Here is a 13,225-nt window from a genome sequence, read left to right on the forward strand (position 1 = left end):
TTTATTTTTATAGAAAATAATCGATATTTAGTATTCACAGACGCTTTAATATTGAAGGATCTTCCTGAAGAGACTATAGTTAACAGTAACTCCTTCCAAACCATAATGAACGCTGTATACATATAGAAAGGGGAGCACTTCATTGAAAATTAGTGATTTTTCCATACGACGACCGGTGTTCACCATTGTCACCATGTTGCTTATCCTTATTCTGGGAGGAGTCTCCCTCCTTAGGATCCCATTGAAGCTCATCCCGGACCTAAATCCTCCCGTAGGTGTCGTGGTGACCAATTATCCTGGAGCGGGTCCCCAGGAGGTGGTGGAGAAGGTAACAAAACCACTTGAAGAAAGCCTTTCCACTCTGCCGGGAATGAAGAACCTTCAATCGACTTCAAGGGAAGGTTCGAACTTTATTCTCCTTGAATTTTCATGGTCGACCTCCATTGATGAGATTGAAAATGATGTCCTGCAACGCTTAGATCAAACTCCACTTCCTGAGGGGGCTGAGAATCCCAGGTTTCTCAAATTTGACCCTGCCCAGTTCCCGATCATTCAATTTTCTTTACGGGAAGAAGGGGACGAGTCCCATTTAAAGGCACTATCCGAGAATTTGAAACAGGAACTGACACGAGTGGAAGGTGTTGCGAATGTAAATGTTTCAGGTTCATTAACGGACGAAGTGGTCATCGAACTGAATCAGCAAGCATTGAAAGATAATCGTCTAAGTCAAGGGGATGTGGTCAACTCTATCCGCGCTAACAATGTGACAGCTCCAGGAGATACGATCGAGACGGATGGACAAACATTGACCACTAGAGTAGTAAGCAAACTCCAGTCCGTGGATGAATTGAAGGGATTGGTCCTTCAAGTGAATCCTCAAACAGGAAAGAAGATTAAGCTTTCTGATGTTGCGAAAGTTGAACAGAGAAAGCAGGATACAAACACAATCACACGAGCAAACGAAGAATCTGCCATCCTGTTCAGTGTGCTGCAGCAATCAGATGCTAACACCGCTTCCGTATCGAAAGCGTTTCAAAAGGAACTGGACCGCCTCCTTAAACAGGATCAATATAAATCAATCAAAGCTGATATCCTGTTCGATCAGGGGGATTACATTACCCAAGCCATCGGAAATATCGCCAATTCCCTCCTGATAGGTGGAGCCTTTGCAATGCTTGTGCTCTTCTTATTTTTGAAAAATGTAAAAAGTCCCCTTATCATCGGGGTGGCCATTCCTTATTCAGTCATTGTTACATTTGTCCTTATGTTTTTTGCTGATTTTGCATTGAATATCATGACTTTAGGAGCCCTGGCTCTTGGGATTGGGATGCTGGTGGATAATGCGATAGTAGTCATTGAGAATATTTATCGCCATTTATCCCTGGGGAAAAATCCGAAGGAAGCTGCAAGTATGGGAGCAAAAGAAGTAGGAGGAGCCATCACCGCTTCAACCTTGACTACTATAGCGGTATTTCTGCCGGTCGTCTTTATATCCGGTTTACTGGGAGAATTGTTTACTGAATTTGCCTTGACGATTTCTTTTAGTTTATTGGCTTCACTTGTTGTGGCGTTGACAGTTATACCGATGCTTGCAAGCAGACTCTTGAAGAAACCAAAAGGGAACATCGAAGCAAAGCGTAGGCGTTCTAAGAGCCGAAACACATTTGCCAGGTCGGTTAAATGGGCGCTTCGTCACCGGTTCATTGTATTATTCATCACTCTCATTACCTTAGTGGGTGGCGGACTTGGCCTTACGACGGTAGGGACGCAGTTTTTACCACCAACTGATGAAGGGTTTTTCAACATAAGGGTCGAATTGGATAATGGGGCTTCCGTCGATGAGACCAATAAAGTCGTCAAAGCGATCGAAGACAGGTTGGAGAAAGAAAAAGATGTCGATGTCTTCGTTAGTCTTGTGGGTACCACCCAGGAACAATCATTTAGAGGAAGTGGGAAAGGGAATATTGCAGAAGTTTATGTGAAAATGGTGCCTCTCGATGAGCGGGAGAGTTCTATTTTCAGCTTTGCGGATGAAGTAAAGCCTGAAGTGGAAAAAGCTGCACAGAAGGTAAATAAATCTGCTGAAGTTTCCTTTAACTTACAATCGACATCCGGCTCCAGTCCTCAAACCTTGACGTTTAATTTGAGAGATACGGACCAGAATCGACTGAACGATTCCGTCGATACGTTATTCGACTCTTTAAAAGGCATGAAGGATGTCACAGAAGTTTCAACAGATCAGATGGAGACGGTGAAAGAAGTCCAAATGAAGGTGAACCGGGAGAAAGCTCTTAAACAAGGTTTGGCACCTGCTCAAATCGGGACACTGGTTCAAGATGTAACCCGGGGGGTCCTGACTACCCAAATGGTCACAGGGTCTTCTGATGTCATCAATGTGCTCGTTCAATATGACAGGAACATCACCGAAAATCTTGATTCTTTAAAGAAACTTCTCATTCCAAATGGACAAGGAAAGTATATTCAATTAAACTCCGTCGTCGACTTTTCCATTGAAGATGGACCTGTCAGCATTCAAAGAATTGACCAGCAGCATGCCGTTCAATTTACACTCAACTATTCGTCCTCAACCAATCTTGGGGCCATTTCGAAAGCGGTTGATGAGAAAATCGAAACACTGGATCTTCCAACCGAGACATTGGTTTCGTTCAGTGGGGACAGAGAGCTACTTGAGGACTCCATTGATGACATGGTCCTGGCTCTTGGACTTGCCATCGTGCTTGTCTATATGGTCATGGCTGCACAATTCGAGTCATTTAAATATCCGTTTGTCATCATGTTTACTGTCCCACTCATGGTAATAGGTGTAGCAATCGCCTTGGCCATTACACAGACCCCTATCAGCATTTCAGCGATCATTGGAGTGATTGTACTGGCAGGTATCGTCGTCAACAATGCTATCGTCATTGTGGATTATATCAATCAGCGTAAAGAGGCGGGCACAGGCAGTTTTGACAGCATCGTCGAAGCGGTGCAGGACCGGGCAAGACCGATCTTCATGACGGCACTTACGACGATACTCGGCCTATTGCCCCTGGCACTCGGGCTGGGTGAAGGTACCGAAATCAATCAGCCTATGGGCATTGCCGTCATTGGCGGTCTGATCAGCTCGACATTATTGACCATTTATGTCATACCGATCGTTTACAGCTTCTTTGATTCAGAGACGAGAAGAATGAAGAAACGAAGAGAAACATACGAATATAAAGATTAGAGCACACAACGAGAGTTAACCCAATGCTAAGCAGTCGCCTCATACAATGATGAGGTGCGTTAGTGGAAAGGTTAGCTCTTTTTTTATCAACAAATAATCGTCAAAAACGGGGGAGAAGATTTTGGGAAAAGGGATCTATTTGATTACGGGGTTTCCGGGCTTTTTAAGTCATAATATTGTTAAGAGTTACTCAAACAGGATAAAGTATCGAAACTATACTTACTTCACCTGAATCCAATGAGGAAGCAGGCGGAAGAAGGTATACGAAAACTGAGATTCTTATCAGATGCAGAGATCATCCTTGTAGAAGGGGACATTACCCGAACGAATCTTGATATGCCAGAAGAGAACCTCATCGAGATCAGGGAGGAAGTGGAATATGTTTGGCACTTGGCAGCCATTTATGATCTTGCAGTTCCTCAGGATCTGGCACAGAAAATAAATGTAGAAGGCACACGTAAGGTCAATGATTTCTGTCAAACACTCACTGAATTAAAAAGATACGTGTATTTTTCCACTGCATTTATAGCTGGATCGCGTGAAGGAGAACTAATGGAGAATGAATTGATCTATCCTGAGCGCTTTCATAACTTCTATGAACGTACTAAATATGAAGCAGAGGTCCTGGTGGATGAATTGAAGGACATACTGCCGGTTACGATCTTCCGCCCGGGTATCGTGAAAGGAAACTCAGAAACCGGCGAGACAGTGAAGTTCGATGGACCATACTTTATTATGAATATGTTTAATCGATTATCTTTCCTGCCGTGGATTCCATTTCTAGGTGGGGGTACCTCTAATATAAATATTGTACCCGTCGAATACGTAGTGAAAGCATCCATTTATCTCGGCCATGAGAAGGCTGGGAGTGGAAAGACGTATCATCTGACCGATCCAGAACCACTGATGGTAAAGGAAGTGTATGAGCAGATTTTATGGCATATGTTAAAAAAGAAACCAAAGGGGAGCATTCCATTATCCCTTTCTAATTGGGCACTCGGCTTCCGTTTTATTCGGCGTTATTTAAAAGTCGAACGGGAAGCATTGGACTATTTTACATTACAAAGTGAATTCAATTGCGAAAATGCCAGAAAAGATCTGGAGGGGACATCGATAATATGCCCTTCCCTTTCCAGTCAGATCGAAAAAATGGTGGAGTTTTATCTTGAACACGCCTCTAATGAGCGATTGCATGTAAAGATTGATTAAAAGCGGAATGGAAACATTCTAAAGAGCAATCGTCGTAATAATTGGGAGAGATATGGTAAATATAAAGGGAGAAGCATCAATAGGAGGAATCTCAAAATGTCATTTTCCCTTACACTATACCCTGACCGACACAAACACAATCCATTTCACAAGCCTAATAAAAGCATCCTATTTCACCACTCCTCCTTTTATACGGGGTGCATATGAAGTCATCCATTACAAAATTAGAAGGGATCCTGTGGAGTATTGCGCTGCCGGGTTTTCCTCAATTGCTTGTTGGTTTATGGTTTAAGGGAACGTTGTTTGTGCTTCTTGAGATCATTATCAATATTCAAAGTAACTTCAATCTGGGGATCATGTACAGTTTTTTAGGCGAAACACATAAAGCAGCAGATATTCTTGATTACCAGTGGCTTATGTTTTATCCGTGTTTATATATGTTTGCCATGTGGGATGCGTATAAAATTGCCGATGGCCAAAAGGGAAAGTACAGTTTTTTACCCTTTGTTATGTCCGCCTATATGGTAACGGTTGGTTTGATGTATTCCCCTAAGGTATATCTATTCGGGAAATTTATCGGGCCCATTTTTCTGCCGATTTTGTTTGTGATTCCCGGAGTGTTGCTGGGGCTATTGATACGAGCCATCCTGATACGGGTTCAATAAATTTTTTCTCTTTACGAATAGGTGTTTTTGAGTTAAAATATATCTATACAAATGAACGTTTTCTACCTGTCAAAGGGGAGTAGCTATAGGTTTCATACCTAAACAAAGTCGTCAATTCATGGTGCATGCCATCGGCTTTGTTGGCATATCCGTATGCTAAGCAAGACCTTTGCCTTATTTAGGCAAGGGTCTTTTTATTTTTATAAAATTCCTTGCCTATTGGAAAACTAACTATGTAAATAGGGAGGGACTAGAGGTATGGATGCTTCGATGTTATTGGAATATGGATGGGTCCTGCTGATTTTGGTAGGTCTTGAAGGGATTTTAGCTGCTGATAATGCGGTGGTAATGGCTGTAATGGTCAAACATTTACCTGTGGAACAAAGGAAAAAAGCACTTTTTTACGGTCTATTGGGAGCCTTTGTCTTTAGGTTCGCTGCATTATTTCTTATTTCGTTCTTAGTCAATGTGTGGCAGGTTCAGGCCATTGGGGCCATCTATTTATTCTACGTGGCCATACACCATTTTGTGAAGAAAAGGAAAGACACTGGGGCAGTAGAAGAGGAACCGGCAAAAGGATCGGGATTCTGGACTACTGTGCTCAAGGTGGAACTTGCGGATATCGCATTCGCGGTTGATTCCATGCTTGCTGCCGTTGCCTTGGCCGTAACCCTTCAACCGACTGGATGGTTTGATGTAGGAGGTATTGACGGAGGGCAATTTATTGTCATGTTCCTGGGCGGCATCATCGGGTTGGTGATCATGAGGTTTGCTGCAACATGGTTTGTGAAATTATTGGAGAAATACCCTACCTTAGAATCAGCAGCATTTTTAATTGTTGGCTGGGTGGGTGTGAAACTTGCCGTTTTCACCCTCGCTCATCCTGATGTAGCCATCCTGGACCAACACTTTCCAGAATCAAAAGGGTGGAAACTTGTATTCTGGAGCGTATTGATCCTGCTATCTGTAGGCGGGTATGTATTATCAAGAAGAAAAGCAAAGCAGGAAGAAGAGGAAATAGAAAGAAGAGCAAAAGCAGAATAATTCACCTTTTAAAGCTAACGTGGAATTTCCACGTTAGCTTTTTTGAGTTTTTTTTGGTGAGGGTGAAGCCTCACAAATCGGTGATTCACAGCTTGTCCACATGAAAAGTCATTGATGTTGAAGAGATTTCTCAATTTTATTAGGATAAACCCCCTCAAAAAAAATTCTTTTAACGTAATTCCTTTAATAAGGCGATCGATCGGCCAATAACTAAATAACATATGAGGTGATATGAGAAACTCCCCCCTCTCCTTTTCGCTTTTACATTCAACACCATATGAGTATAATAGTGTGCAGGATGGGGTGAGGCTGATGCTAAATGTTCTACTATTTCTACTCGCTAAAAAAAAGAAGCAATCGCTTGAAGAGATGGCGATCCAAATACAAAATGGTGATGAGCAATTATTGAACATAGTCCTCGAAGACTATAAGCCATTTATTAAAAAAACGGTATCATCGGTCTGCAAACGATTCATTTATGAAAGTGATGATGAATTCAGCATCGGTCTGATTGCCTTTCATGACGCTATATTAAAGTATAATCTACAACGGGGCTCTTCCCTCATCAGTTTCTCTGAAGTAATCATCAAGCGGAAAGTGATTGATTATATCAGAAAAAATGGGAAGTTTCAGGATATCAGCTTCGATAAGAGCACGTTTGAGGATGGGGAAGATGCTTCGAGCTTGACGGTCGATCAGATTGTGTCTGTAGAGGAATTCGGGAGACAGGAAGAAGCCAGTAAGAGACGTGAAGAGATTCTGTCTTTCCAAGAACACCTGGCTCAATACAAGTTGTCCTTCTACGATTTGGTTGAACAATCGCCCAAGCATGAAGATGCACGGTTGAATGCCATAGAAATCGCCAAAAAGGTAGTGAGTTCACAAGAACTTTTGGATTATCTTATAGAAAAAAGACGATTGCCGATAAAAAAATTAGAAAAACAGGTGAACGTCACCAGAAAAACAATTGAGAGAAATAGAAAATATATTATAGCCATTTCTCTTATTCTTATAGGGGATTATGTTTATTTAAGGGATTATTTAAAAGGGCGGTTAGAGATATGAAAAAAGGGATCATTATGGAAATCAAACAGGATATCCTGGTGATGATGACACCGGAAGGAGAATTTCTTACAGGAAGAAAGCAGCCCGAACAACAGTATGAGATAGGGGAAGAGATTCCTTTCTTTCCCTTGAGCTCAAGAACTGATAAGCCAAAATCAATTTATAAGTGGAATTGGAAAGTGTCGACTTCTATGTTGACAGTCCTTGTCGTCATCATTGCCCTGTTCTCAAGTTCTGTGCTACAGAACAACCGGGCTTATGCATATGTTTCGGTCGATATCAATCCCAGTATGGAACTAGCCTTAAATAAAGATCAGCAAGTATTGAATATCATGCCGTACAATGATGATGCTAAGGTTCTCATAAAGAAACTGAGTGACTGGAAAAATGAAGATGTTAGGGAAGTGACGGAGAAAATCTTTCTCTTAAGTGAACGACTCGGATATTTAAAGGGGATTCAAAATGTGTTCATCACTTCTTCCTTTATTGATGATTCCGATCCTAAACGGGAAACCGAATTACTGGACGAATTAACTGAGTTTGTTGAGGACTACGGTTCTGATCATTCCACGAACATCATCATGAAAGAAACATCCAGGGAGTTTAGGGAAAAAGCATCAGAAAAAGGAATGACTGCCGGCTCCCTTATTCGTGAAACAGAACAAAAGGATTCGAATCGAAAAACAGAGCCTGTAGAAAAAGAATTGAACAAAGAAGATAAAGAAGTTCAAGAAAAAGTGATCAAACAAGAAAAAGAGAAGCAAAAGAAAGCAATTATAGATGAAAAAGTCAAAGCTGCGAATCAAAAGGTGAATCCTCCAAGAAAAGAGAAGAAACAAAATGCGGATAAGATCCAAAAACCTCAAAAAAACCATGACCATCCGCAAAAGCCTCATCCCGAAAAAAAATTGGAGAGGGGAAAACCTGAAAAATCACAAACCGGGAACTCCTCGATAGGTAACAATGGCAACAGAGGTGATGAGAGATCTAATAAAGGGCATGACAATCATCAGCGAAATGACCAGGGGTCTCATCGAGAAGATGATAAGCATAATCATCATCAGAATAAAAATGAAGATAAGAAACACAACCATGAAAACAGACAGGAAAATAAAAAAGAGTAAGAAAGACAGGCAAAGGCTCATTCAAATGAATGGGTCTTTGTTCTTGGTTAATGTAAAAGGGTAGCTGGAACGTGCCAGCTACCCGAATGCCAAATTATTTAGTTTGTTGTCCAGTTAATTGAGATTGGGCTTGCTTCACAAGACGCTTTGTGATTTCTCCTCCAACTGATCCGTTAGAGCGTGAAACTGTATCTGATCCAAGCGTAACGCCAAACTCCTGGGCGATTTCATATTTCACTTGATCAAGGTACTGTTCAACACCAGGAACAAGTAATTTATTTGAACTTCTAGACATAGTCGTTTTCCTCCTTACTAGGATACTTGAAACAATGAATGTTTCAGTACTTATATTATTTGTATTATCATCATGAACATGAATGGTAATATTTCGACGAAATTGTATTGTTTGCTTTAAAATAATATTAACCACCACACTTGTCGGTTTAGGAGGCTTTTATTAAAGGAAGAATAAACAATATAAGAAATTATTCATTTTTCCTTTCATTCTTCGGTTTTATTCTTTAAGATAGATAAGGAAATAATGTTGAAAGGGAATTACATACATGTGGTATAAGCTTAGATTGAATTTAAATAAATTAACTCCTGCACAAGTGATTGTAACGTATTATCTTCTTGCGGTGACGATTGCGACCGTACTGCTCAGTCTACCCATTGCTCATAAAGAAGGGGCGGAATGGAAATTTTTGGATGCGATCTTTACAGCTGTCAGTGCAGTAAGCGTTACTGGCCTTACCGTTGTAAGCACGGTCGACACATTTAATACGACAGGAATTTTCATCTTAATGTTCGTTCTCCAATTCGGTGGAATTGGAATTATGACACTTGGTACGTTTTTTTGGTTGATCGTAGGAAAGAAAATTGGCTTAAAAGAACGCCGCCTCATCATGACGGATCAAAACCAGACAAGCCTGGCCGGACTGGTGAGTTTATTAAAACAAATCCTATTATTGATCATATTCATTGAAATCGTTGGCGCTTTCATATTAGGTGTCTATTTCTTGGGTTATTACCCCACGTGGCAGCAGGCTTTTATTCAAGGGTTGTTTGCCTCTGTCAGTGCCACAACGAATGCGGGTTTTGATATTACAGGACAATCCCTCATTCCCTATGCGAATGATTACTTTGTCCAATTCATCACCATCATTTTATTGACACTCGGTGCCATCGGATTTCCAGTCCTGATTGAGACCAAAGATTATTTGATGAGTAAGAAGAGAAATAAGCATCATTTTTCTTTATACTCAAAAATCACCACCTTGACGTTTTTTGCGCTCATGGCATTCGGGACCTTGATCATCTTTCTTTTTGAATATAACCGCTTTTTTGACGGCATGGAATGGCATGAGTCATTCTTCTATGCGTTTTTTCAATCGGCTACAACGAGGAACGGGGGGCTTGCCACTATGAATGTGGCTGATTTTTCAACTCCCACCTTATTGGTCATGAGTGCCCTGATGTTCATAGGGGCATCACCAAGTTCGGTTGGTGGAGGGATCAGGACCACCACCTTTGCCCTGAATATTTTATTTTTGTTCCATTTTGCAAAGGGAAATCAAACCATTAAGATATTCAAAAGGGAAATTCATCATCAGGATGTCATCAAATCCCTGGTCGTGACGATGATGGCCATTTTTATCTGCTTCCTGTCTGTCATTATCCTCACTTTCACAGAGGACCATTCCATTATGGAGATTGTGTTTGAAGTTGCATCCGCTTTCGGAACGACGGGATTATCCATGGGGATCACCTCGGAACTTTCCTCGATCGGTAAATGCGTGATCATCGCACTGATGTTTATCGGTCGGGTGGGCATACTTTCCTTCCTCTTTATGATTGGAGGAAAAGAAAAGACTGCAAAATATCACTATCCTAAAGAACGGGTCATTATAGGGTAATGGACCTCTTTTAAAAAAGGTGCTGCATGCAGCATCTTTTTTTGTTCTATAAGCATGAAGAGGGAACTCTCATTTTAATGCGGAATAGGGTACGTCAAAGTGGATCATAAGGAACAGGATGATGGGGAGGGAGATGATCCATCCAATTACCGGGTTTTTATGATGGACGATCAATACTGTGAACATCATGAGATTAAACAGAAGATCCCAACCGAAATGCCATCCGTGATGGTATGTCATCATTCCGATAAGGTGGGAAAGACCTTCTGTCAAGCCATAGATACCTGTCCATAACAAAATCCAACCAACCCTTCCCCATAAATCATGCGGAAGTCTCCCGATAAAAATGGAGATGGTGACTGTATATTGAATGGCCATCTTGCCCAATGAAATAATAGTGTGATTCAAATGAAGAGTGTTGCCAAAGGGGGTGACCGTGTGGAACTCCCACATGGAATAATTAAATAATAGAAATTGTGAAAGTAAATCCCCGATAATGAAGAATAATAAAGTTGGATAATAGCTGTAAAAATCCTTCCAGTTACCAAACTTCCACCCTAAGAAAGCGTATGCCAGCAAAAAAATTAGTATCATGTCCTCATATCCTATCCTCATTCACACTTTTTCCTTAGTTTCCGGAGTAAATGTTGATTTATTCAGTTGAATGAATACCTATTTTTAGAAGAATGGAAAACGAGCAGGCGGGGAAAATAAGGTCAAAGGAGATGAGTCATAAATGAAACGTAAAGCACAGTATAATGCTGCTGAGAAAAATAATCAAACCCCACTTAAGAACAAGCAGGAGACTGAATTTTCTGCTGAGTTTTCCCAAGGTGAGGACCCGGCAAAAGGGAAGAATAGAAATTCCTCAAAAGGTAAAAAAGGGAGAAGCTGATGAAAGACAAAAAACAGTCTTTCCGTGAAGAATTCGGTCAGGAATTTGGAGATGTCAATGCAGCCAAAATCCTGGAAGTGACCCAAAAACAACCAAAGACAGAAGAAAAGAAGAAAAAATGTTAAGCGATTCGCTTAACATTTTTTCTTCTTTATCATTGAACAAGTTGACGGTCAAACTCGAATACAGTTGATTGACCAGTTGAAGGTTCAAAGTAGGCAAGAACGTATAGTTCCTTGTCTTCTTTTGAACGGATCGTTTCTAGGAGTGTATGCTTATACAACTCTTTTTCATTTAATTTCAGATTGGCAAATGCCTCACCTGCGATGGTTGGCTGTGTTAAAAGACTTTGATAAATAGCAGATCGCTCTTCCTTCGTCAGCTCATGCGTCCACCACGGTTTTCTTGGTTTGTACTTTTGATTGTCTAAATAGTCGAGTTTCATGAGACCCTCAATAACTGAAATTTGAAAGCTTTTTTCAGAGGACAAGAATTCATGCAGCCGCTTAAAGAGATCTTCTAACTGATGTCCGATTCGGGACCATCCCCGATCTTCCCAATATGAACCAAACTGCTGGAAGAAATCAAAAGGGGTGTCAAAGCATTTAGTAACCAGGTACTCAATCGTGCGATCCATGCGGTGATCGTTCCAATATTTCTCCAATACGTCTTCCACTTGCTTGATCCGAACGATATCGTCGAAAGACAATACGTTATTCCCCAAAATCTCATAAGGAGAAGTATCCATATACGTATATTGATGTTCATTTGCGCGAATTCTCAGGCCGGTGCCGCGCAGCATCTTAAGAAATCCTAATTGTAGTTCTTCAGGTCTCATTTCAAATACATCATTGAACGTTTTCCGGAATGATTGGTAATCCTCTTCAGGCAGACCTGCGATCAAATCCAGATGCTGATCGATTTTTTTACCCTCTTTCACCATGGTGACGGTTCTAGTGAGCTTTTTATAGTTTTGTTTTCTCATGACCAGATCATTTGTCTCATCGTTGGTTGATTGGATGCCGATCTCAAAACGGAATAGCCCGCGTGGTGCATGTTCATTGAGGAATTCAATCACTTCGGGACGCATGATGTCTGCCGTGATTTCAAATTGAAAGACGGTACCCGGGACGTGCTCGTCAATAAGGAATTGGAACATTTCCATTGCGTAGCTTCGGCTAATATTAAAGGTCCGGTCCACAAACTTGATGGTTTTCGCTCCATGTTTCATCAGGAATCGGATATCTTCTTTTACCTTTTCACGGTCAAAGTAGCGTACACCCACTTCTATGGAAGAAAGACAGAATTGACAGCGGAAAGGGCAACCTCTGCTTGTCTCGATATAGGTCACCCTTTTGCCGAGCTCTTGCAGGTCTTCCTTAAACCGGAAAGGAGAAGGGACATCCCTTAAATCAATTTTATTTTGTTGAGGCTTGATGACAGGCTTGCCACCAGCTAAATAAGCCACTCCATGTACTTTTGACCAATCTCTATCACCATCAAGCTGATCCAATAATTGTTTGAAGGATTCCTCGCCTTCTCCAATGACAATAAAGTCAACGTCTTCAAGGCGCTCAAGCCAATATGGAACGTCATATGTCACTTCGGGACCTCCGAGGATGATCGTAACCTCAGGCATGATTTTTCGAAGGATCTGAATGACTTTGATCGTTTCTTCGATATTCCAGATGTAGCAGCTGAATCCGATGATGTCCGGCTTTTTTGTAAATAAGTCGGTAACGATATTAAGGGTTGGATCCTTAATCGTGTACTCAGAGAGTTCAATTTCGTGTTCAGGTTCTGCATAGGCCTTCAGACAGCGAATGGCTAAATTCGTGTGAATGTATTTTGCATTTAACGTACTTAAGACGACTTTCTTCATTCATAATCTCCTTTATTCTAAGTCCGTTTGACTCTCAGTCAATTGACTGAGAGTCAAACGAATTTTTATATATGGCAAGTTGTTCGTACAACATAATAAACCAACCTGATTATCATTTTATCTAAGCTTGCGATAAAGCTCAATGTTTGTCTGAAATGAATTTAAAATTATTGTAACTATTAGAAGGAATTTT

At 41.0% G+C, this 13,225-nt stretch carries 12 protein-coding genes and 1 riboswitch; of the genes, 9 read left to right on the forward strand and 3 right to left on the reverse strand.

The genetic code is table 11. From position 1 onward, the window contains the following. Positions 1 to 142 precede the first annotated feature (142 nt). From NQ095_RS12025 to NQ095_RS12050, 6 genes are all read left to right on the forward strand, one after another. The gene (locus NQ095_RS12025) at positions 143 to 3,232 is read left to right on the forward strand and encodes an efflux RND transporter permease subunit (protein WP_258263716.1); all 3,090 of its coding nucleotides are present in this window, start codon (positions 143 to 145) and stop codon (positions 3,230 to 3,232) included. Between the two features lie 237 nt (positions 3,233 to 3,469). Next, positions 3,470 to 4,441, forward strand: a complete 972-nt coding sequence (locus tag NQ095_RS12030) for an SDR family oxidoreductase (protein ID WP_258263717.1) — start codon at positions 3,470 to 3,472, stop codon at positions 4,439 to 4,441. Positions 4,442 to 4,644: 203 nt separating this feature from the next. Next, on the forward strand, positions 4,645 to 5,106 hold the full coding sequence (locus NQ095_RS12035; RefSeq protein WP_258263718.1) for a hypothetical protein: 462 nt from the start codon (positions 4,645 to 4,647) through the stop codon (positions 5,104 to 5,106). A 62-nt stretch (positions 5,107 to 5,168) separates the two neighbouring features. Then, a riboswitch (yybP-ykoY riboswitch) is annotated at positions 5,169 to 5,264 on the forward strand. 100 nt (positions 5,265 to 5,364) lie between these two features. Then, complete coding sequence (locus tag NQ095_RS12040) at positions 5,365 to 6,150, forward strand: TerC family protein (protein WP_258263719.1); 786 nt, start codon at positions 5,365 to 5,367, stop codon at positions 6,148 to 6,150. A gap of 312 nt (positions 6,151 to 6,462) precedes the next feature. After that, complete coding sequence (gene sigI, locus NQ095_RS12045; RefSeq protein ID WP_258263720.1) at positions 6,463 to 7,215, forward strand: RNA polymerase sigma factor SigI; 753 nt, start codon at positions 6,463 to 6,465, stop codon at positions 7,213 to 7,215. Then, on the forward strand, positions 7,212 to 8,339 hold the full coding sequence (locus NQ095_RS12050) for an anti-sigma factor domain-containing protein (RefSeq protein ID WP_258263721.1): 1,128 nt from the start codon (positions 7,212 to 7,214) through the stop codon (positions 8,337 to 8,339). The genes sigI and NQ095_RS12050 overlap by 4 nt, the downstream gene beginning before the upstream one ends. A gap of 94 nt (positions 8,340 to 8,433) precedes the next feature. Here the strand turns inward: NQ095_RS12050 and NQ095_RS12055 are convergent, their stop codons facing one another. Beyond that, the gene (locus NQ095_RS12055) at positions 8,434 to 8,634 is read right to left on the reverse strand and encodes an alpha/beta-type small acid-soluble spore protein (RefSeq protein ID WP_258263722.1); all 201 of its coding nucleotides are present in this window, start codon (positions 8,632 to 8,634) and stop codon (positions 8,434 to 8,436) included. A 268-nt stretch (positions 8,635 to 8,902) separates the two neighbouring features. Here NQ095_RS12055 and NQ095_RS12060 point away from each other — a divergent pair, with 268 nt between their 5' ends. Beyond that, the gene (locus NQ095_RS12060) at positions 8,903 to 10,255 is read left to right on the forward strand and encodes a TrkH family potassium uptake protein (protein WP_258263723.1); all 1,353 of its coding nucleotides are present in this window, start codon (positions 8,903 to 8,905) and stop codon (positions 10,253 to 10,255) included. Positions 10,256 to 10,324: 69 nt separating this feature from the next. Here the strand turns inward: NQ095_RS12060 and NQ095_RS12065 are convergent, their stop codons facing one another. Beyond that, entirely contained in the window at positions 10,325 to 10,849 is a 525-nt protein-coding gene (locus tag NQ095_RS12065; protein WP_258263724.1) for a hypothetical protein, read from the reverse strand. A 142-nt stretch (positions 10,850 to 10,991) separates the two neighbouring features. Between NQ095_RS12065 and NQ095_RS12070 the strand changes: the two genes are divergently transcribed. Both NQ095_RS12070 and NQ095_RS12075 read left to right on the forward strand, forming a co-directional pair. Continuing rightward, on the forward strand, positions 10,992 to 11,150 hold the full coding sequence (locus NQ095_RS12070) for a hypothetical protein (RefSeq protein WP_258263725.1): 159 nt from the start codon (positions 10,992 to 10,994) through the stop codon (positions 11,148 to 11,150). Continuing rightward, positions 11,150 to 11,275, forward strand: coding sequence for a hypothetical protein (locus NQ095_RS12075; RefSeq protein WP_258263726.1), 126 nt, complete (start codon positions 11,150 to 11,152; stop codon positions 11,273 to 11,275). Before NQ095_RS12070 ends, NQ095_RS12075 begins: the two co-directional genes overlap by 1 nt. 29 nt (positions 11,276 to 11,304) lie before the next feature. Here the strand turns inward: NQ095_RS12075 and NQ095_RS12080 are convergent, their stop codons facing one another. Next, entirely contained in the window at positions 11,305 to 13,032 is a 1,728-nt protein-coding gene (locus NQ095_RS12080; protein ID WP_258263727.1) for a B12-binding domain-containing radical SAM protein, read from the reverse strand. Positions 13,033 to 13,225: the final 193 nt, after the last annotated feature.

The organism is Rossellomorea sp. SC111 (assembly GCF_024733565.1).
GTDB lineage: Bacteria > Bacillota > Bacilli > Bacillales > Bacillaceae_B > Rossellomorea.